The sequence below is a fragment of the Rahnella sp. BIGb0603 genome (assembly GCF_024808755.1).
In the GTDB taxonomy this organism is placed as follows: Bacteria; Pseudomonadota; Gammaproteobacteria; order Enterobacterales; family Enterobacteriaceae; genus Rahnella; species Rahnella contaminans.
In genome coordinates this window covers 1-21,654 of the sequence record NZ_JANUEX010000013.1, presented here as the reverse complement: position 1 = coordinate 21,654, position 21,654 = coordinate 1, and the positions used below count along the sequence as shown (strand labels likewise).

General features: G+C 50.2%; 18 protein-coding genes. 7 read left to right on the top strand and 11 right to left on the bottom strand.

All coding sequences use genetic code 11. From position 1 onward, the window contains the following. Positions 1–24: 24 nt before the first annotated feature. Entirely contained in the window at positions 25–1,716 is a 1,692-nt protein-coding gene (locus tag M2403_RS23925) for an AsmA family protein (RefSeq protein ID WP_165061988.1), read from the top strand. A 68-nt stretch (positions 1,717–1,784) separates the two neighbouring features. Here M2403_RS23925 and fabY read toward each other — a convergent pair whose 3' ends face one another. From fabY to typA, 5 genes are all read right to left on the bottom strand, one after another. Continuing rightward, the gene (fabY, locus tag M2403_RS23920; protein ID WP_152324954.1) at positions 1,785–2,717 is read right to left on the bottom strand and encodes a fatty acid biosynthesis protein FabY; all 933 of its coding nucleotides are present in this window, start codon (positions 2,715–2,717) and stop codon (positions 1,785–1,787) included. Positions 2,718–2,750: 33 nt separating this feature from the next. Then, positions 2,751–3,188 carry a D-aminoacyl-tRNA deacylase gene (gene dtd, locus M2403_RS23915; protein WP_152324953.1) on the bottom strand — a complete coding sequence of 146 codons (438 nt, stop codon included), beginning with the start codon at positions 3,186–3,188 and terminating at the stop codon, positions 2,751–2,753. A 9-nt stretch (positions 3,189–3,197) separates the two neighbouring features. Continuing rightward, positions 3,198–4,076: a virulence factor BrkB family protein gene (locus M2403_RS23910; RefSeq protein ID WP_152324951.1), complete on the bottom strand. Its 879-nt coding sequence runs from the start codon at positions 4,074–4,076 to the stop codon at positions 3,198–3,200. Between the two features lie 11 nt (positions 4,077–4,087). Continuing rightward, on the bottom strand, positions 4,088–4,675 hold the full coding sequence (gene yihX, locus M2403_RS23905; RefSeq protein ID WP_259231173.1) for a glucose-1-phosphatase: 588 nt from the start codon (positions 4,673–4,675) through the stop codon (positions 4,088–4,090). 164 nt (positions 4,676–4,839) lie between these two features. Next, positions 4,840–6,663 carry a ribosome-dependent GTPase TypA gene (gene typA / locus M2403_RS23900; RefSeq protein WP_152324949.1) on the bottom strand — a complete coding sequence of 608 codons (1,824 nt, stop codon included), beginning with the start codon at positions 6,661–6,663 and terminating at the stop codon, positions 4,840–4,842. Positions 6,664–7,134: 471 nt separating this feature from the next. Between typA and glnA the strand changes: the two genes are divergently transcribed. The 3 genes from glnA (at position 7,135) to glnG (ending at position 11,267) form a co-directional block, all read left to right on the top strand. Then, positions 7,135–8,544, top strand: coding sequence for a glutamate--ammonia ligase (gene glnA / locus M2403_RS23895; RefSeq protein ID WP_152324947.1), 1,410 nt, complete (start codon positions 7,135–7,137; stop codon positions 8,542–8,544). Between the two features lie 253 nt (positions 8,545–8,797). After that, entirely contained in the window at positions 8,798–9,847 is a 1,050-nt protein-coding gene (glnL, locus tag M2403_RS23890; RefSeq protein ID WP_152324945.1) for a nitrogen regulation protein NR(II), read from the top strand. A gap of 7 nt (positions 9,848–9,854) precedes the next feature. Continuing rightward, positions 9,855–11,267 carry a nitrogen regulation protein NR(I) gene (gene glnG / locus M2403_RS23885; RefSeq protein WP_152324944.1) on the top strand — a complete coding sequence of 471 codons (1,413 nt, stop codon included), beginning with the start codon at positions 9,855–9,857 and terminating at the stop codon, positions 11,265–11,267. Between the two features lie 62 nt (positions 11,268–11,329). On the opposite strand, the gene hemN is transcribed toward glnG, so the two are convergent. Both hemN and yihI read right to left on the bottom strand, forming a co-directional pair. After that, positions 11,330–12,703, bottom strand: a complete 1,374-nt coding sequence (gene hemN, locus M2403_RS23880) for an oxygen-independent coproporphyrinogen III oxidase (RefSeq protein WP_259231172.1) — start codon at positions 12,701–12,703, stop codon at positions 11,330–11,332. Between the two features lie 187 nt (positions 12,704–12,890). Beyond that, positions 12,891–13,442 (bottom strand): Der GTPase-activating protein YihI, encoded by a 552-nt coding sequence (gene yihI / locus M2403_RS23875; protein ID WP_152324940.1) that lies wholly within the window; start codon positions 13,440–13,442, stop codon positions 12,891–12,893. 579 nt (positions 13,443–14,021) lie between these two features. On the opposite strand from yihI, the gene yihA reads away from it, so the two are divergent. Beyond that, a complete protein-coding gene (gene yihA, locus M2403_RS23870; RefSeq protein WP_152324939.1) occupies positions 14,022–14,666 on the top strand; it encodes a ribosome biogenesis GTP-binding protein YihA/YsxC in 645 nt (214 codons plus the stop codon). Positions 14,667–15,056: 390 nt separating this feature from the next. Here the strand turns inward: yihA and polA are convergent, their stop codons facing one another. The 4 genes from polA to M2403_RS23850 all read right to left on the bottom strand — a co-directional run bounded on the left by polA (position 15,057) and on the right by M2403_RS23850 (position 20,268). After that, on the bottom strand, positions 15,057–17,861 hold the full coding sequence (gene polA, locus M2403_RS23865) for a DNA polymerase I (RefSeq protein ID WP_259231171.1): 2,805 nt from the start codon (positions 17,859–17,861) through the stop codon (positions 15,057–15,059). 388 nt (positions 17,862–18,249) lie between these two features. Beyond that, positions 18,250–18,873 (bottom strand): thiol:disulfide interchange protein DsbA, encoded by a 624-nt coding sequence (dsbA, locus tag M2403_RS23860; RefSeq protein ID WP_101079959.1) that lies wholly within the window; start codon positions 18,871–18,873, stop codon positions 18,250–18,252. Between the two features lie 46 nt (positions 18,874–18,919). After that, positions 18,920–19,906, bottom strand: a complete 987-nt coding sequence (locus M2403_RS23855; RefSeq protein WP_259231170.1) for a serine/threonine protein kinase — start codon at positions 19,904–19,906, stop codon at positions 18,920–18,922. 92 nt (positions 19,907–19,998) lie between these two features. Next, a complete protein-coding gene (locus tag M2403_RS23850; protein WP_152324935.1) occupies positions 19,999–20,268 on the bottom strand; it encodes a YihD family protein in 270 nt (89 codons plus the stop codon). A 153-nt stretch (positions 20,269–20,421) separates the two neighbouring features. On the opposite strand from M2403_RS23850, the gene mobA reads away from it, so the two are divergent. Continuing rightward, on the top strand, positions 20,422–21,018 hold the full coding sequence (mobA, locus tag M2403_RS23845; RefSeq protein WP_259231169.1) for a molybdenum cofactor guanylyltransferase MobA: 597 nt from the start codon (positions 20,422–20,424) through the stop codon (positions 21,016–21,018). Further along, positions 21,008–21,538 carry a molybdopterin-guanine dinucleotide biosynthesis protein MobB gene (gene mobB / locus M2403_RS23840; protein WP_152324932.1) on the top strand — a complete coding sequence of 177 codons (531 nt, stop codon included), beginning with the start codon at positions 21,008–21,010 and terminating at the stop codon, positions 21,536–21,538. Before mobA ends, mobB begins: the two co-directional genes overlap by 11 nt. The last annotated feature ends 116 nt before the right edge of the window (positions 21,539–21,654 follow it).

Sequence of the window (21,654 nt, the reverse complement as noted above, 5' to 3'; positions counted from 1 at the left end):
TTTCCCGTTACAGGGCTCCAGACGATGAGATTTATCGGTAAAATTTTGCTGACGTTCGCCTTACTTCTGGTGCTGGCGATCGTACTGGTGTACGTCCTATTACAAACCCGCTGGGCTGCCGGCTGGGTCAGCCGCTGGATAAGCGACAACAGCGAGTACCGGCTCTCGGTAGAAAAGCTGGATCACAACTGGTCAATGCCTGGCCGCATCACGCTGACGAATGTCATCTTCGGGCAAAAAAATCAGCCTGAAATTCTGAACGCCGGAGAAGTGGATCTCGATTTGAGCTGGCGTCAGATTACTGACCCTTACTTTTTCGATCACGTTGTTCTGGCCAATGGCCGCCTGAACGTGAGCCCTTCAGCCATCAAGCTGCCCTTACAGGCCAATACGCTGCAACTGAGCAAGATGGCACTGACCGGCAATACCGCAGGCCTCGATATTCAGGGGCAGCAAATTAATGCCGGTATTTCGCCGTGGCAACCGAAACCGAATCAGCTTTTGGGTGATAAAGCCGATTTCCAGCTGAGCGCATTGAGCCTGACCGTAAACGGGCTTCCGGCTGAAAACGTGCTGATTCAGGGCAATATCAACAACAAGAATCTGACACTGAGTAATTTTGGTGGCGATCTGGCGCGCGGTCAGCTGACCGGTAAAGCGACGCAGGACGCCGACGGCAGCTGGAATATCGAGAATCTGCGTCTGAGCAATGTCCGCCTGCAAACGTCAAAATCGCTTTCTGCATTCTTTGATGATTTCCAGACATTGCCGAAAGTGACGATTCAGCGCCTGGATCTGATCGACGCCCGGCTGCAAGGCACTGACTGGGCTTTCAGTGATGTCGACCTTTCCGTGCAAGACCTGACGCTGGAGAAAGGCGACTGGCAAAGCGATGACGGCGAAATCACGCTGAACGCGACGGACATGATTGACGGTAATCTGCATATTCAGGATCCAATCATCAGCCTCGACCTTTCCCCGCAGGGAATTTCCATCAAACAGGCCACCGCACGCTGGGAGCGTAGCTTGCTGAGAACGACCGGTAACTGGCTGCGTGCGAACAAACGTCTGCAGCTGGATGAGCTTTCCGTTGCCGGGCTGGAATACACGCTGCCTCAGAACTGGAAACAACTCTGGCTTCAGGCGTTGCCGGCTCCGCTGGCCGAAATTTCTGTCAGCCGGTTCATCGCTAACCGTAACCTGATTATCGATATCAACCCGCAATTCCCGTTCCAAATCACAGCGCTTGATGGTTTGGGCAGTAATTTGTTGCTGGCGCGCGACCATCAGTGGGGAGTCTGGGGCGGGAAGCTGAATCTCAACGCCAGTGAAGCGACGTTCAACCGTAATGATGTTCGCCGCCCTTCCATAACGCTGGATGCGAACGACAGTCAGGTGAATATTTCCGAGCTGAGCGCCTTCACCAAAGAAGGATTACTGGAAGCGACGGCAACGGTAGATCAGCAACCACAGCGCCATTTCTCCGTGAAAATGACAGGACGTGCGGTGCCGGCAAATGAGCTGGAAAACTGGGGATGGCCGCACCTGGCGCTGGACGGTAATGCCAATATGCAGCTCAATTTGCAAGGTCAAATGCCCGCCAATGTCGATTTCAAACCGACACTCAGAGGCACTTTGCAGGTTACCGGCAGCAACGGACAGACTTTGAATCAGCAAATGGTTAACGGGCTGGTTTCAGGCGCTGCGCCGGAATAATCAATTCCGCATCTGAACGTAAAAAGGCACCGTTTGCACGGTGCCTTTTTGTTTTTACGGAAAGCGAATCAGTTGATTTCAGGTTCCAGCGGCGCGCCGGGAGCGGCGGGAAGAACAAGATAAGTGCCTTCAAACACGGCGCCGTCAGTCTCGTCGCCGTATAAATTAACTTCAAGCTGCACGCGCGCTTTGCGTCCGCGGGCCAGCCGGTCAAGGTCGCCCCGGACAGAGCCCAAATCGGCGATGGCACGCGGTCTGCCGGTCACCGGCGTGCTGTAACGGATATGCGCATCGGCCAGCACGATAGTGCCGCCCAGATGGCGCTCACGCAGCAATAACCAGATGAGTCCCCAGCCGGTCAGTGTGGCCAGCGAGAATAAGCTACCCGCAAACAAGGTGTGATGAGGATTCTGATTGCCCGTTTCCGGCATCGTGGTTACGAATCTCTGGCCGGTGTACTGGCTGATACGCACACCCATTTTTTCACTCAACGGGATGTGATCGTACCAGGCCTGCTGCAACTGACCGCACCAGTCTGGGCGGTGTAAAATATCGTCCAGCGTTTCAATGGGTTTAATCATCAGGAAATGGCGAACCGGTGTCGTTTGTGGCGTGGTGATTTCGCCCTGATTCACAAAACCCAGCTTGGCGAAGAATTCCACGGCATCTTCACGCGCGCTACACACCACACGCTTCACGCCTTCCTGCCGGGCGACAGACTCCAGCGTCATCGCCACCAGCGTCCCCAGTCCTTTGTCCTGTACATTCGGATCAACGGCCAGAAAACGGATTGAAGCCTCGTTATCGGCATTAATATATAAACGACCGACCGCAACCGGATCGCCGTTTTCATCCACAACCATCTGGTGATGCGCAATCGAATCGTAGGCATCACGTTCTGAACCTTCCGGTTGATGCAACGGCTTGCGCAGCATTTCCCAGCGGAATCGGTAATAGGCGGCCAGCTCTTTTTCGGTCGTCGGTACTCTCAGGTGATACATAGATGCTTTCTCTCCGGCATTATGCCTTATCGATCAGACTTGTAGCCAGAAGGTCACCGGCCCGTCATTCACCAGTGCCACTTTCATATCCGCGGCGAAACGGCCCGTTTCGGTAGCAATACCTTTCTCACGGCATTGCCCGCAAAAATACTGATACAACCGGTCGGCTTCCTGCGGCTCTGCGCCCTGTGAGAACCCCGGACGCATGCCTTTTTGAGTGTCCGCCGCCAGCGTAAACTGCGAAACCACCAGCAAACTGCCACCAGCCTGCTGGACGTTCAGGTTCATTTTGTCATTCTCGTCACCGAATATCCGGTACCCGATCACCCGTTCACAAAGACGTTTGGCTTTTTGTTCGTCATCGCCCCGCTCAACCCCCAGCAAAACCAGCAACCCTGGCCCGATTTCACCACAGACGCTTCCGTCGATGGTCACGCTGGCATTCAATACCCGCTGAATTAACGCAATCATACAAATCCTTCAGACTGATTTTTCTGCTGCTACTTGCTGAGCAGACTGCAATTTTCTCAGGGAACGAAACTCGCCAAGCGTAACGGTGATTTCCGCGCCAAGAAGCACGATACACCAGCTGACATAGACCCAAAGAAATAAAATTGGAATCACCGCCAGTACACCGTAAATCAACTGATACGATGGGAAAAGCTGAATATACAGAGTGAAGATTTTTTTACTCAGTTCAAATAAGGCACCGGAAACCAGGGCGCCTACCAGCGCATCTTTGGCCGGCACCCTGACCGTGGGCACGACCTGATATAAGAGCCAGAACGTCACCCAGGAAATCAGCAAAGGCAGGATCCGCAGCGCATGATCGATAAGGGAATGCACGCCACTCAGGTTAAGCCAGTTCAGCGAAAGCAGATAAGAACTGACCGCAACGCTGGCTACCAGCAGAATCGGGCCGAGCGTTAATACCATCCAGTACACTGCAAAGGAGAACACAATCGGGCGCTTGGTTTTGCTGTCCCAGATTTTATTCAGCACGCTGTCTACAGAAGCTATCAGAAGCAACGCAGTGACGATTAATCCACAAGTGCCCACCGCGGTCATTTTACTGGAGTTGGCCACAAACTGTTCAAGATAGCGCTGGATGGTATTGCCCGTTGCCGGCATGAAGTTAGAAAAGATGAAGGTTTTCAGTTGCGCACTGATTTCCGAAAAAACCGGGAATAATGCAAACAGCGAAAATACCACGGCGATCAGCGGAACCAGTGAAAGCAAAGAGACATAGGCTAAATGGCCCGCGAGAAGCGTCAGGCCATCTTTATCTGAACGCTTTAAGAGCAGGACTGTGAATTTCCATAATGATTTTGGGTAGTGCCTCAATGCCCTTTTGTGCATCCTTACATCCTTCAGGAAAAGTATTTCGGTACTGTCTGGTTATCTTCCACCCACACAGCCTCAATGCCTGCCGCACGGGCGGCTTCTATATTCTCAGCAACATCATCAAAGAACACTGCCTGACTGGCAGAAAATCCTTCTTTCTCAAGTACATGCTGGAAAATTTCCGGTTCAGGTTTACGCATGCCCAGATTTTGCGAAAGATACATCGTATCGGTATTGGCTTCAATTTCCGGGTAATGCTGAGGCCAGAAATCCAGATGTAAGCGGTTAGTATTCGACAGCACGACAACGCGATGGCCTTCTTCGCGCAGTTTCTTGAATACCGTGATCACCTCAGGCCTCAACCCGACAAATATGGCTTGCCAGCCCGCACTGAACTGCTCGAAACTGAGCGCAATGCCCATTTCATGACATAAGTCGGCGGCAAACTGTTCATCGCTGATTTCGCCACGCTCGTGCTTCTGGAATACCTCGCCCATCGAGAATCGCTCCATCAGCGTAGCCAATGGCGTACCGCTCAGATGGCTCCACACGCCAAGAACACGTTTGAAATCAATATCAATAATGACGTTTCCCATATCAAAAATGTACAGCATTGCATGCTCCTGATTTCAAAGATGACTTTTAACTTTAGCGGTAAAACGTACAGGTGAACAGTGACAGATGCGTGGGGTTAAGCGCAGGTTTGGAAAAAAAACACAAAAAAAACAGGGTACCCAAAGGCACCCTGTTTCTGTGTAACGGTATGCGTAAAAGAAGATTAACCTTCTTTTGGACCACGCATTGCACGTTTACGGTCGTTCTCGGTCAGGTGACGTTTACGGATACGCACAGACTGAGGAGTCACTTCGACCAGTTCGTCATCATCGATGAATTCCAGAGCTTGCTCCAGAGACATTTTGATAGCAGGAACCAGAGTCGTTGCTTCGTCAGTACCGGACGCACGCATGTTGGTCAGTTTCTTACCGGTCAGGCAGTTCACGGTCAGGTCGTTAGAACGTGAGTGAATACCGATGATCTGGCCTTCATACACTTCTGCGCCGTGGCCCAGGAACAATTTACCGCGGTCTTGCAGGCTGAACAGTGCGAATGCAACTGCTTTACCCTGACCGTTGGAAATCAGAACGCCATTCTGACGCTGACCGATTTCGCCCTGACGGACGTCGTCGTAGTGGCTGAACGTGGAGTACAGCAGACCGGTACCTGAAGTCATGGTCATGAATTCAGTACGGAAGCCGATCAGGCCACGTGCTGGGATCAGGTAATCAAGACGGATACGACCTTTGCCGTCTGGGATCATGTCTTTGACATCGCCTTTACGCTCACCCATGGCCTGCATGACAGAACCCTGGTGTTGCTCTTCGATATCCAGTGTCACGTTCTCGAATGGCTCTTGCATGCGGCCATCGATTTTACGGTTGATTACTTTAGGACGGGAAACCGCCAGCTCGAAACCTTCACGACGCATGTTTTCGATCAGAACCGACAGGTGAAGTTCACCACGGCCTGAAACGCGGAATGCATCAGCATCTTCAGTTTCTTCAACACGCAATGCTACGTTGTGCACCAGTTCTTTGTTCAGACGGTCAAGGATCTGACGTGAAGTCACATACTTACCTTCTTTACCACAGAACGGAGAGGTGTTAACGCAGAAGTACATGGTAACGGTTGGTTCATCAACGCTCAGCGCTGGCAGAGCTTCAACATTTGCCGGGTCACAGATAGTGTCGGAAATGTTCAGCTCACCCAAACCGGTGATCGCGATGATATCGCCAGCTTCAGCAACGGTCGCTTCGATACGCTCAAGACCCATGTGGGTCAGAACTTTACCGACTTTACCGTTACGGGTTTTACCTTCGCTGTCGATCACAGTGATCTGCTGGTTAGGTTTAACAGTACCGCGTTTGATACGACCGATGCCGATGACGCCAACATAGTTGTTGTAGTCCAGCTGAGAGATTTGCATCTGGAAAGGTGCTTCCATCTCAACTTGTGGCGGAGATACGTGGTCAACAATCGCCTGGTACAGCGGGGTCATGTCTTCGGCCATATCGTTATGGTCGTTACCCGCGATACCCATCAGTGCAGATGCATAGATGATTGGGAAATCGAGTTGTTCGTCAGTTGCGTCCAGGTTTACGAACAGGTCAAAGACCTGATCAACAACCCAGTCAGGACGCGCGCCAGGGCGGTCAACTTTGTTGATTACCACGATCGGCTTCAGACCATTAGCGAATGCTTTTTTGGTCACGAAACGGGTTTGCGGCATTGGGCCATCCATTGCATCCACAACCAGCAGCACCGAGTCGACCATTGACATCACACGCTCTACCTCACCGCCGAAGTCGGCGTGTCCTGGGGTATCCACGATGTTGATGCGGTAGTCTTTCCAATTAATGGCGGTGTTTTTTGCGAGGATGGTAATCCCACGCTCTTTCTCCAAATCGTTGGAGTCCATTACGCGTTCGGTAGCTTCTACACGTTCTCCGAAAGTACCGGATTGTTGCAGCAGCTTGTCGACCAGGGTGGTTTTACCATGGTCAACGTGGGCAATAATGGCGATGTTACGCAAATTTTCGATCACAGCTTTGCCTCAGGCATTAGAAATAGCGCGCTATTGTACACGTATTAAGCGAGGTTCTAAACAAGATCACAAGGATCTTGTTGAAACAACTTGTGGATGGCTACTTTGTGATCCCTTTCACGGTGCAAAAGAACCCCTGAACCATTATGACGCACCTTTTTGGTGCCTTGCATCTCACGATTAGCACCATTGTAGTGCAGAAATTCCGTTATGGTGCATACTTATCGAGTGCAAAAGCCCTGTAAAATGGCGTTGTTTGCATTTTCTCAAAGTTGGCACACTTTTCGCTAATAGTTTTTAGAGTAAAAATTTTTTAGGGTAAAAAGTTTTTACTGGGTGAAAGAGTCTGACCAGACAAATAATAGTGCTGTTTAGGCCACACGCCAGTTCAAGTAAAGCTGTTATTTCCAACTAAAGACCAAAAATGGTTATTCGTTCCACGACGATAATGAGAAATTCGGGAGAACTAGTATGTCCGCTGAACACGTTTTGACGATGCTGAATGAGCATGAAGTGAAATTCGTAGATTTACGTTTCACAGATACCAAAGGCAAAGAACAGCACGTCACCATTCCTGCACACCAGGTTAGCGCTGACTTCTTCGAAGAAGGCAAAATGTTTGATGGCTCTTCAATCGGTGGCTGGAAAGGCATTAACGAATCTGACATGGTTTTGATGCCAGATGCGAGCACTGCTGTTCTTGACCCGTTCTACGAAGAAACCACGCTGATCATTCGTTGCGACATCCTTGAGCCAACTACGCTGCAAGGTTATGACCGCGACCCTCGTTCTACTGCAAAACGTGCAGAAGATTTCCTGCGCTCTTCTGGTATCGCGGACACCGTTCTGTTCGGGCCAGAGCCAGAGTTCTTCCTGTTTGATGATGTGCGCTTCGGCAGCAGCATCTCCGGTTCCCACGTTGCTATCGATGATATCGAAGGCGCATGGAACTCAAGCACCAAATACGAAGGTGGCAACAAAGGTCACCGTCCTGCTGTGAAAGGCGGTTACTTCCCGGTTCCTCCGGTCGACTCCTCCCAGGATCTGCGTTCAACCATGTGTCTGACCATGGAAGAAATGGGTCTGGTTGTTGAAGCTCACCACCACGAAGTAGCAACTGCTGGCCAGAACGAAGTGGCAACCCGCTTCAACACGCTGACCAAAAAAGCTGACGAAATCCAAATCTACAAATACGTGGTTCACAACGTGGCTCACGCATTTGGAAAAACTGCGACCTTCATGCCAAAACCAATGTTTGGCGATAACGGTTCCGGTATGCACTGCCACATGTCTCTGTCCAAGAACGGTAACAACCTGTTCGCTGGCGACAAATACGGCGGCCTGTCTGAAATGGCACTGTTCTACATCGGCGGTATCATCAAGCACGCTAAAGCAATCAATGCCTACGCTAACCCGACAACCAACTCCTACAAGCGTTTGGTTCCGGGCTACGAAGCACCCGTGATGCTGGCGTATTCTGCGCGTAACCGTTCTGCCTCTATCCGTATTCCACACGTATCCAGCCCTAAAGCCATGCGTATCGAAGCACGCTTCCCTGATCCAGCGGCTAACCCATACCTGGCGTTTGCTGCACTGATGATGGCCGGCCTGGACGGTATCATCAACAAGATCCACCCTGGCGACGCGATGGATAAAAACCTGTATGACCTGCCACCGGAAGAAGAAGCAGAAATTCCAAAAGTTGCAGGTTCACTGGAAGAAGCTCTGAACGCACTGAACGAAGACCGCGAGTTCCTGACCCGTGGCGGCGTGTTCACTGATGACGCTATCGATGCTTACATCGGTCTGCGTAAAGAAGAAATGGATCGTGTGCGTATGACTCCGCACCCTGTTGAGTTCGAACTGTACTACAGCGTTTAATTTCTGATTAAACCCTGAACTCAGCGCCAGCTGTTGATCTGGCGCTGAGCGTAATACCCGACTGATGGCCTGGTTGTAACAAAGCCTTTAGCGTCAAAATTAAGTAAGACGATTTTATTTGTTGCCGTGGAAACTTTCAGCCCATCTCCGGATGGGCTTTTTTCTCCACACTCTTTCCTGCTTAACCCCTCTGGCCCGTGATTTCGCCGGGTAGCGAGATAAAATGCACCAATCAGGTGCGGGAGACTGCGGTATGGCAACTGGCAAGCTGCCCGATGCTGGGCAGATCCTGAATTCCTTAATCAACAGCGTTCTGTTATTGGACGACGAATTGGCTGTGCATTACGCCAATCCAGCCGCTCAGCAGTTACTGGCGCAAAGTTCCCGCAAACTCTTTGGTACCCCTTTGCCGGAACTGGTGGGATATTTTTCGCTCAATATCGACTTAATGCGTGAAAGTCTGACAGCCGGACAGGGCTTTACAGACAGCGAAGTGACTCTGGTTGTCGATGGCCGCGCGCACGTACTATCACTGACTGCGCAGATGCTACCGGAAGGTTTTATTCTGGTCGAACTGGCGCCGATGGATAATCAGCGACGCCTCAGTCAGGAACAATTGCAGCATGCTCAACAGGTTGCAGCACGGGATTTGATCCGCGGCCTGGCCCATGAAATCAAAAACCCGCTTGGCGGGCTGCGTGGTGCCGCCCAGTTATTATCCAGAGCACTGCCCGATCCGGCTCTGCTGGAATACACCAAAGTCATTATTGAGCAGGCCGACCGTCTGCGTAATCTGGTTGATCGCCTGCTGGGGCCACAACGCCCAAGCCAGCACGTCACACAAAGCATTCATCAGGTTGCCGAACGTGTTTGCCAGCTGGTGTCGATGGAAAAACCGGATAACGTTCAGCTGGTCAGAGACTATGACCCGAGCCTGCCAGAACTGGCGCACGATCCGGATCAGATAGAACAGATTTTGCTGAACATCACCCGCAACGCATTGCAGGCGCTCGGGGACGAAGGCGGCACAATTACTTTGCGCACACGCACGGCTTTCCAGATTACGTTACACGGCGTGCGTTATCGTCTGGTGGCCCGTATCGATATTGAAGATGACGGCCCTGGCGTACCGGCGCATTTGCAGGACACCCTTTTTTACCCCATGGTCAGTGGCCGCGAAGGGGGCACCGGTTTGGGCCTCTCCATCGCGCGCAGTTTGATTGATCAGCATTCGGGTAAAGTTGAATTTAACAGTTGGCCAGGACACACCGAATTCTCGGTTTTCCTGCCTATTCGCCAGTGAGGTTATTATGCAACGAGGGATAGTCTGGATCGTCGATGACGATAGCTCCATCCGCTGGGTACTTGAACGCGCGCTCACTGGAGCCGGTTTAACCTGCACCACGTTTGACAGCGGCAATGAAGTGCTTGATGCCATTGCGACTCAAACCCCTGACGTTTTGTTATCAGATATCCGTATGCCCGGCATGGACGGTTTAGCGCTGTTAAAACAGATTAAACAGCGCCATCCGATGCTTCCGGTCATCATAATGACAGCGCATTCCGATCTGGATGCCGCGGTCAGCGCCTATCAGCAAGGTGCGTTTGATTATCTGCCAAAACCGTTCGATATCGACGAAGCCGTTGCGCTTGTCGAGCGTGCGATCAGTCATTATCAGGAACAACAACAACCCGCGCGCAGCCAGCCCGCCAGTGGCCCGACAGCTGATATTATTGGTGAAGCGCCAGCCATGCAGGACGTGTTCCGTATCATCGGCCGTTTATCACGCTCTTCAATCAGCGTGCTGATAAACGGGGAATCCGGAACCGGTAAAGAGCTGGTCGCCCATGCTTTGCATCGTCACAGCCCGCGCGCCAAAGCACCGTTTATCGCTCTGAATATGGCAGCAATCCCGAAAGACCTGATTGAGTCCGAATTATTTGGCCACGAAAAAGGCGCATTTACCGGGGCGAATACCATCCGCCAGGGACGTTTTGAGCAGGCCGATAACGGCACGCTGTTCCTCGATGAAATCGGTGATATGCCGCTCGACGTGCAAACCCGTCTTCTGCGCGTGCTGGCAGACGGGCAGTTCTATCGGGTCGGCGGCTATGCGCCGGTAAAAGTGGATGTCAGGATTATCGCGGCTACCCACCAGAATCTGGAGTTACGGGTTCAGGAAGGCAAATTCCGTGAGGACTTATTCCACCGTCTGAACGTGATCCGCGTCCATCTGCCTCCGCTGCGTGAACGTCGTGAAGATATCCCGCGTCTGGCGCGTTATTTCCTGCAAGTTGCGGCGAAAGAACTGGGCGTTGAAGCAAAAAACCTGCATCCGGAAACAGAAACCGCGCTCACCCGTCTGCCGTGGCAAGGCAACGTGCGCCAGCTGGAAAATACCTGTCGCTGGTTAACTGTCATGGCCGCCGGTCAGGAAGTGCTGATTCAGGATTTACCGAGTGAATTGTTTGAAACGGCAGCGCCAGAGACGGGTGGGCAAAGCCTGCCGGACAGTTGGGCAACGTTGCTGGCACAATGGGCCGATCGCGCCCTGCGTTCCGGTCATCAAAACCTGTTGTCAGAAGCACAGCCGGAGATGGAGCGTACGCTGCTGACTACGGCGCTGCGCCATACTCAGGGGCACAAACAGGAAGCGGCACGTTTACTGGGCTGGGGACGAAATACCCTGACCCGTAAACTTAAAGAACTGGGTATGGAATAAAAGGCAGATGCCTGAAAGCAAAACAGCCGCAAATGCGGCTGTTTTTGTTTATGCGGCGAGCGTCAGATAACCCGGGAAAATTGCTGCTGGCGAACCTGGCGGCGCAGGTAAATATCAAAACACATGCAAATATTGCGGATCAGCAGACGGCCGCGCGGCGTGACCTGAATATGCGTATCACTCATCTCAACCAGCCCGTCTTCGGTCAGCGGTTTGAGCAGCGCCAGATCGTCGGCAAAATAATCATTAAAGCGGATGCCATAACGTTGTTCGATATCCGCGAAATTCAGCTCGAAATGGCAGATCAGCGATTTAATGACATCGCGGCGCAGGCAGTCATCATCGGTCATTTCCAGACCGCGCCATAAGGCATTCCCCTGATCTTCCACTCTGGTGTAATACGTTTTAAGGTCTTTCTCGTTCTGTGCATAGGTATCGCCCAGCATACTGATGGCTGACACCCCCATTCCCAGTAAATCGCTGTCGCCCTGCGTGGTATATCCCTGGAAATTGCGGTGCAGTTTGCCTTCGCGCTGGGCTATCGCCAGTTCGTCGTCAGGACGGGCAAAATGATCCATCCCGATAAAGCGGTAACCGGACGCCGTCAGTGAGGCGATGGTTTCCTGCAGAATCTTCAGTTTCTCTTCTGCGCCCGGCAAATCGGCGTCTTTGATTTTGCGCTGAGCGGCAAACAATTTTGGCATGTGGGCGTAATTGAACACGCTAAGACGATCCGGGTTCAGCTCTGCCACGCGTTGCAGCGTATAAGCAAAGCTTTCCGCCGTTTGTTTCGGCAGGCCGTAAATCAGGTCGATATTGGTGGAGTTGAAACCCAGAGCACGTGCGCGTTCAATCAGCGCAAAGATGAAGTCTTCATCCTGCTCGCGATTCACCAGACGCTGCACTTCTTTGTTGAAATCCTGCACACCCATACTGAGACGATTAAAGCCTTCGCTGCGCAGATGATCGAGTACATCCAGCTCAATTTCGCGCGGATCCACCTCCAGTGACATTTCTGCATCGGGCAGGATATCAAAGTGTGCCCGCAGAAGGCCCATCAGGCGGCTTATCTGCGCTTTATTAAGGTAAGTCGGAGTGCCACCGCCCCAGTGCAGCTGGTTGACCTGACGGCCTTTAAAGAGCGGCGCACGGTGGCTGATCTCTTTCTCTAGGACGTTAAGGTATTCTTCGGCTTTATGCTGTTGGCGGGTCACCAGTTTATTGCAGCCGCAGAAATAGCAGAGCTTATGACAGAAAGGAATGTGCACATACAGCGAAAGGGAACGCTCTGGATAACGCGCAGCCGCTTTTTTAAAGGCCGCATCATCATAGTTTTCGCTGAATTCGAGCGCAGTTGGATAGGATGTGTATCGCGGACCTGAATAGTTGTACTTCTGGATCAGCGCTAAATCCCAGACGGTGGTCTGTTCTGACATGGGTAACTTACTCCTTCCGGCGTCGGATGCTGCCGGTTTCCCTTACAGGCAGGCTTTTGGCCTGCCTGACAAAGGTCGCTCTGCGCAAACGTGCTTTGGTTTTCGATAACCGCCGTAGTTTACCGAATAACCAAAGCATATAACATGCAAAGAGTAAGGCTATTGCCGGGATGACCCAGCGCACGGCTTAGAAACCGTCTTTTGGATTTCCGCGCTTAAGCAACTGCATCATGTCTTCGTTCTTCTCTTCTTCTTCGTCATCTTCATCGTCGCCGAGTTCAATGCCGAGGATTTCCATCAGAACATCAATACGATCCAGCGTCTGATCAACGTAAGCCTGATCTTCTGCGCTCAGTGCTTTGCCATCATCGATAAGGTCCAGGAGTGAATCCAGCCGCTCATCATTTTCCAGCAACGTCAGTTCTTCTTCCGGCGTCATTTTTGGTTTTGCATCTTGCTTCGGCTGCGCGGCTTTTTTAGCTTTCGCCGCATTGTTCGTTACTGTCTCAACGATTAATGGCACTGCTTTCTTGCTGCCGATGCGCGGATCGGCTTTCTTAGCGCCAGAACCGTTTTGATTCTGAGCCGCATCCGGATTGGCACGTGAGCCTGCTTTATGGCCACGGCGCTTGTTATCACGCTTGCGTTCGCGCGCTTCGATATCAAGCTCTACACGACTTTTCTTCTTCGTTTTAGCTGTCGCGGTTTTGGCGCGTGGTGCTTTCGCTGGCTGTTTCATGGCATCTGCTCTTAGGTGTGTACATTTAGTATAGATTTGCGGCGGAATCTAGCAGAAAGCGAACAAAGAAAAAAGGCAGCAAGTTAACCTTGCTGCCTTTTTCTTTCCTTCAACAGAAGGACATTCCTCAAACACTTTCCCTGTATAGCGTCAACGTCCCGGTTTTTCCTTTGCCTTTCAGAGCCTCCGGCCCCGTTCGTCCTTAAATCGCAATGCATTTCCCGTGATCCGTGAATGCAGAACTCATCCGTGTTTCCCTACTTGCCTTCATCGCGTAAGAATTACTTTACCCGACTGGCGCAAAGGCTCAAGATACCCGCCAGCCGCCAGTGAAGTTTCGGAAACACTCAAATTTTATCTTGTTGATTACGATAAGAATTAAAAAATACGGCGATAAAACAAGCGAAATAACCCGCATCATGAATAGCAAATGTCTTACATCATGAAGGCAATTTCCCCCGCCTTCATCTCTGTGGTCCCTTCGCCTCATCATTCGGATTTCAAAAACACGAACACATCTCGGCTCTGTTGCAGTTATAATCGCCAGCCAGATACTCATGCCTCACGGAGACGCACGTTTTGACCAGCCAAACTTACAACTATCATATGACCCATTTCGTCATGAGCGCCCCGGATATCCGGCACCTGCCAGCTGACGAAGGCATTGAAGTCGCATTTGCTGGTCGTTCAAACGCCGGCAAATCCAGTGCGCTGAATACGCTGACGCAGCAAAAAAGTCTCGCACGTACCAGTAAAACGCCGGGACGTACTCAGCTGATCAACCTGTTCGAAGTCAAACCCGGCATCCGTCTGGTCGACTTGCCGGGTTATGGCTATGCAGAAGTACCGGAAGAAATGAAACGCAAATGGCAGCGCGCACTGGGCGAATATTTGCAAATGCGTAACTCGCTGAAAGGTCTGGTTGTGCTGATGGATATCCGTCATCCGCTTAAAGATCTTGATCAGCAGATGATTCAGTGGGCAGTGGATGTTGGTACGCCGGTAATGTTGCTGCTGACCAAGGCCGACAAACTGGCTTCCGGTGCGCGTCAGGCGCAAATCAAGATGGTCCGTGAAGCGGTAAAAGAATTCATGGGCGATATTCAGGTTGAAGCGTTCTCTTCCCCGAAGAAAATGGGCGTGGATAAACTGAGCGATAAGCTGAACAACTGGTTCAACGAGATCCCACCGGAAGTGCTGGAAGAAGAATTGTCCGGCGAATAACGTTACCGGCCATTATAAAGGCACGTGTAAGTAAAGAACATCATCAGGGTGACCAGCAGGTCGCCCTTTTTTATGGATAGCGTTTGAGGGTAGCCTTCGCAACGCCATGAAAAGCACAATAAAAAACGCCCCAGACATAAATGCCTGGGGCGGCTAAAATATTCAGCCAAATCCGATTACGTGAAGTAAAAGGTCTGAAAGATAGAACATCTTACCTCTGTACCCTACGAGAGAAACTTTACCCTATTTCCTGACGGGGAAAAAGAACTTTTTGTAGTTTACTTACACAAAAATCGCGGATTATGCGATCACCTTCAAGGTCTGAGCACATAATCCTGTAGCTTAATTACAAAAAAAGCTTAATTACTATCCACTTAGTCAAATGACCACTTAGTGAGCCTGGTCCCAGTTTTCACCCGTTCCGACATCCACTTTGAGCGGAACAGCGAGCTCCATGCTCGACTCCATCAAATTACGAATTTTCTCACTTGCTGCATCGACATCATCCTTATGCACCTCGAACACCAGTTCATCGTGTACCTGCATGATAATGCGGGCACGAGGAGCATCGGATTGCTTGAGCCAATCAGCAACGCAGATCATCGCGCGTTTGATAATGTCCGCTGCCGTTCCCTGCATCGGGGCGTTGATTGCGGCACGCTCGGCGCCTTTACGACGCATGGCGTTACTGGATTTTATATCCGGCAGATACAGACGGCGGCCATCAAGCGTTTCAACATAACCCTGCTCAGAAGCCTGAGTACGTGTACGTTCCATGTATTCAAGTACGCCCGGATAGCGCTCAAAATACAGATCCATATAACGCTGAGATTCTTTACGGGGAATGTTCAGCTGACGGGATAATCCAAAAGCGCTCATACCATAAATCAGACCAAAGTTAATCGCCTTAGCGCTACGACGTTGTTCACCGGTGACGCTTTCCAGTGGCGTACCAAAGACTTCTGCCGCGGTTGCACGGTGGATATCTTTACCTTCAGCAAACGCTTTCAGTAAACCTTCATCTTTGGATAAATGCGCCATGATACGCAGTTCAATTTGCGAATAGTCGGCAGCCAGAATGATGTAATCTTTTGGCGCAATAAAAGCCTGACGAATACGACGCCCTTCGTCATTACGCACAGGAATGTTTTGCAGGTTTGGATCGCTGGATGACAGACGACCGGTAGCGGTTACCGCCTGATGGTAAGAGGTATGAACCCTGCCAGACTGCGGGTTGATCATCAGAGGCAACTTATCGGTATACGTTGACTTCAGCTTTGCCAGACCACGATATTCCAGAATCACTTTTGGCAGTGGATAATCCAGTGCCAGCTCAGCCAGAACTTCTTCATTCGTTGATGGAGCCCCGCCTGGCGTTTTCTTCAGAATTGGCAATTTCTGTTTTTCATACAAAATAGCCTGGAGTTGCTTGGTCGAAGAAAGGTTGAAAGGTTCTTCCGCCAGCTCGTGCGCTTTGTTTTCCAGCTCGTTCAGGCGGATGGCCAGCTCTTTGGAATGAGCGGCCAAAATATTCTGATCAATCAAAACACCGGTGCGCTCGATATGAGACAAAACTGGCACCAGTGGCATTTCAATTTCAGTGAAAACTTTCTTCAGTGATTCACTTTCCTGAATACGTGGCCAAAGCGCCTGATGCAATTGGAGCGTAACATCAGCGTCTTCCGCTGCATACGGCGCGGCTTGCTCCAAAGCGATCTGGTTGAAAGTCAGCTGATTTTTGCCTTTCCCGGCTATCTCTTCGAAACCTACAGTTTTATGGCCGAGGTAACGATCTGCAAGGCTGTCCATATCATGGCGGCCAGATACGCTATCGAGAACGTAGGATTCAAGCATCGTGTCGTAGGCAATGCCTTTCATTTCGATGTCATAGCGCAATAAGATGCCCCGATCGAATTTCAGGTTCTGCCCGACCTTCAGTTGCTTCTCATCTTCCAGCAGCGGTTTAAGTTGCTTAAGCACTTCATCGCGATCAAGTTGTACCGGCGCGTCCAGATAATCATGAGCAACGGGCAGATAAGCGGCTTTGCCTGCTTCTGTCGCGAAAGACAGACCAATCAGGTTGGCCGTGAGCGTATCCAGACCATCGGTTTCTGTATCGAATGCAAAAACATCAGCGGCTTTCAGATAACCGACCCACTCATCGAGCGTTGCCTGATCCAGAATAGTAACGTAGCCCTCTTGCGAAAGCTGGTTAGGTTCGACAGCAGATGTTGAAGTCGTTTCTTCATTCTGCGCAGCTTTCTTAGCTGCTGCTGGCGCTTTTCCTGCCGATTTTTTAGCGCTCAGCCAGGTACCGGATTCGACGTCCGCCAGCCAGCGCTTAAATTCATAGCGGCCAAACAGTTTGTGGAGTTCATCGGCATCAGGCTCAGAAACCGTCAGTTCGGCACAAGTCAGATCCAGCTTAACGTCGGTTTTAATGGTCGCCAGCTGATAAGAGAGGTAAGCAACCTCTTTATTATCCGCCAGTTTTGCAGCCATGGTTTTTGAACCCCGGAAGCTTAATGTCGATACTTTATCCAGATCTTCATACAACGCATCAAGGCCACCAATGCCCTGTAACAGAGCTTGCGCTGTTTTCTCTCCAACGCCCGGCACGCCCGGAATGTTATCCGAAGAATCGCCCATCAAAGCCAGGAAATCGATAATCAGTTCAGGCGGTACACCATATTTCTCAACGACTTCTTCAGGCCCGAGAATCGCATTATTCATGGTGTTAATCAGCGTCACGCCCGGCGTCACCAGCTGCGCCATATCTTTATCGCCGGTACTAATGAGAACCGCATGACCTGCCTTTTCCGCTTCCAGTGCCAGAGTACCGATCACGTCGTCAGCTTCTACGCCGGAAACCACCAGCAGGGGCAAGCCCATGGCTTTAACCATCTGGTGCAAAGGTTCAATCTGCGAGCGCAGATCATCAGGCATTGGAGGACGATGGGATTTGTACTGTTCAAAAAGTTCGTCACGGAAGGTTTTGCCTTTCGCGTCGAAAACCACAGCGACATGGCTTGGTGTGTATTGCAGCAATAAACTGCGCAACATGTTAAGCACACCGTACATCGCGCCTGTCGGTTCACCCGCAGAGTTCGTCAGCGGCGGGAACGCATGATAAGCGCGATAGAGGTAAGACGAACCGTCCACCAGGATTAAGGGGGTTTCTGCTATCTGGGCCATAACTCTTCTTTATTCGTGATCAGACATGCTCTAAGGATGCCATAGCCAGCCGGAAAGACGAACCTCAGGAGGAAAAATCATTGCGAACTTGCGAGGGATCTCGAAGGATCTTCCTGTGGATAAGTTTGTGAATAGTTTCCAAAGGGGATTATTATCTGAAATGTACTGGAAAATATTACAGAATTTTAACTACTGGTTTCATCAGGTTATAGAAAGTAGGCGGGGGATTTTCGTGTAATAGAAACTTAATAGCTTTTGTGGATAGTTATATTTATTAAAAACAATTCCCGGCAGAAGACATTTATATTTTCGTCAGTAATCATTTCTGATTTTTAATTTTATAAAAATAGAACGCCAGCCCTAAGGCTGGCGCTGGGATCAAAACGTCTTATTTTTTGGTCGATAAGAAGTTAATCACATCAGAATATTGTTTGACGTAACTGTCCATTGAGCTGGTATCAAGTCCGTCATTTTTAACCATATATTTGCCGTTCACAAATACAGAAGGTACGCCTTGCAGACCCAGATCGGCAGCGGCTTTTTCCTGTTGAACAACCAGTGATTTCACTACAAAGCTGTTAAGCGCAGCATCGTAGTCTTCGCCTTTCACACCGGCCTGAATAAACACCTTACGGATATCATCAGCATTCTGAACAGACTGTTGTTTCTGAACGGCATCAAACATCAGCGGGCTGACTTTATCCTCAACACCCAGAGCAATAGCAACAGCCCATGCCTGAGTTAATTGTTTACCCAAAGGCCCCAGGAATTCCACGTGGTATTTGGTGTATTTCACATCTTTTGGCAGGTTCTTACGGATGCTGTCTGATACATGCCAGACTTGTTCGAACTGATAGCAGTGCGGGCAATAAAATGAGAAGAACTCGAGTACCTGTGGTTCATTAGCAACGGTTTTATCTAAAGTAACGTACTGTGCACCATCAGAAAACTGTGCTGCAGATACACTGAAGGCCATAACCATACCAACCAGTGCCAGGAATATCTTTTTCATATAAAGCCTATCTCCATTTAATTAAACTTCGAACATTAATCGTGACTCAGTACATTGGCATCAGCTGTAAAGGAGGTGCCTGTAATTTCTTAATTTGCTCGGTGAAAGCGGATATCTGACCACGCCAAAAATCTTCGTCCTGCATCCACGGGAAGCTTTTTGGAAACGCAGGATCACCCCAGCGCTTCGCGACCCAGGCCAGATAATAGACCATGCGCATAGCACGCAGCGGCTCAATTAACGCCAGCTCGCTGGAATCAAAATCGGCGAATTCCTCATAAGCTTCCAGCAAGATATCTAACTGAATTCGTTGTTCACTTTGCTCGCCATGTAACAACATCCACATATCCTGAACGGCCGGGCCGGTGCGGGCATCATCCATATCGACAAACAGCGGACCATCACGCCAGAGAATATTTCCCGGATGGCAATCACCGTGTAAACGTATCGACTGCCAGTCCGTATGCCAGAATTCCCGCGTTGTACGGATCAGGTTATCAGTAGCGGATAAGAAAGGTTCGCGCAGGCTGGCGGGTATCAGGGAACATTGCGCGAGAACTTCGCGCGGCTGCGTCAGATACTCATCCAATCCTATCGTCGGACGAACTTTGAACGGGCTCTGACTACCAACCTGATGAATGCGGCCGAGGAAACGGCCCACCCATTCCAGCTGGTCCAGATTATCGATTTCATACTGACGACCGCCCACGCTGGGAAACACTGTGAACAGGTAACCCTGATGGCGATGGAGGGTATCTTTATCGATTGAAAGCGGAGCGACAGCCGGTATTTCAGCATCAGCCATATCAAGCGAGAAACGATGCTCTTCGTAAATTTGCTCTTCGCTCCAGCGTTCCGGGCGGTAGAATTTCACGACGTAACGTTTTCGGTCTTCACCAAGAAATTGGTAAACCCGGTTCTCGTAGCTGTTCAATGCAGTGAGGCCGGACTCAGCAATAAGACCGACACTCTCTAACGCATCAAGGATAAGATCCGGCGACAATGCCTGAAAATTAAATGCTGAATTGTTCATGACTTCATTCGGATTGGCCGCACAGAAAAATGACAATGGGAAATAGTATCATCTATTTTTAGCGGCACGCATGAAGTTCACATAAGTTTACATCAATCTTTAATCACGCCACGGGCACGTAAAAGAGCGGTTTTAAAGTCATCCTCATAGTCTTTCTTAAGCCCCGGGATTTCAGCTGTGCTGTCGGTACCACGCATTTTAAGGTGATAAATCAAGGTATCATCGCTCAGTTCACCCAACTGTCCCTGATAACCACATTCCGTTGCCAGTTTCTGAATAAACTCCATCAGGTTCAGATCACAGTCTTCTTTCCATGCCGGGTGCAGTAGTTCGATCAACTCGTTTACGCGATGCTCTTTCATGATATTCCTTCTCCACTTGTTTTCAGACCTTAAAAATAACAGGGTTATTTCATCAGGGAAAGTACAAGCTCACCGCAGAAAAGTTTAACCTGCGCGCGGCCAAATTATGGCGTTACAATAACTGCAATAATGAGGTTTTAACGGGCAAATATTATGGATCGTAGTAGCATCACTGGCGTTATTTTAGCCGGCGGTCGGTCGAGCAGGATGGGTGAAGATAAAGGACTGATTGATATTCATGGTCAGCCTTTATTTGAACATATCGCTCAAAGATTACGCCCGCAAGTCGGAGATATTCTGATCAGCTGTAATCTGAACTCTGAGCGGTACGGAAGGGATTTCCAGACAGTTCCGGATATCAAACAGGATTTCTCAGGCCCTCTTGCCGGTATGCTTGCAGCGTTATCGGTGAGCAAAACCGAATGGGTACTCTTTGTTCCCTGCGACGTTCCGGCTTTCCCTGTCGATCTCAGTGAAATGTTATCTGCCGGGCTTTCAGGACAGAAAGCGACTTATGCTCGTGACACAGAGCGTGAGCATCCAACACTTTGCCTGTTAAACAGGAGCCTGATACCAGCACTCACGACGTATCTTAAAAACGGTGACAGGAAGCTCATGATTTTTCTTCATAGTATTGGAGCAAAATCGGTGCTGTTCAGTGATTCTGCCGCCTTTTCCAATCTCAACACGCCGGAAGATGTGGCTAACTGGAAAACCCACAACCCAGATCTCTCTCAAGATGATAAATAAAAAAACGCCTTTGCTTGGGATCGTCGCTTATAGCGGAACCGGAAAAACAACCTTGCTGAAACAGCTCATTCCCTATCTGCGACAGCGTGGCGTACGGACCGGTCTCATTAAACACACCCATCATGATGTGGATGTGGATACGCCGGGGAAAGATAGCTTTGTGCTACGTAAAGCGGGCGCAGACCAGACTATGGTTGCCAGCAGCAGCCGGTGGGCGCTGATGACTGAAACGCCGGAACAAGACGAGCCGAATCTTGAATATCTGGCAGCGCGTTTCGACAGTAATAATCTGGATATGATTTTAGTAGAAGGATTTAAGCATGAAGAAATTGATAAAATAATGCTGTACAGAAAAGAAACAGGGAAATCGCTGGAGAGTCTGATAGATCTGCATGTTATTGCTGTCGCAAGTGATGATCTGTTCATACCGGTTTCACAGGCAATCAGCATTCTGAATATAAATGAGGTAGATAAAGTAGGAGAATTTGTACTTCAGTGGCTGAAAAATAAGCAAAACTAGGGTATCTCTTCTTTTGTTTCTCCAAATTTCCCATAGCAAAAAGCCCTGTACGTCAGTACAGGGCTTTCCACTTATTTGATGCCTGGCAGTTCCCTACTCTCGCATGGGGAGACCCC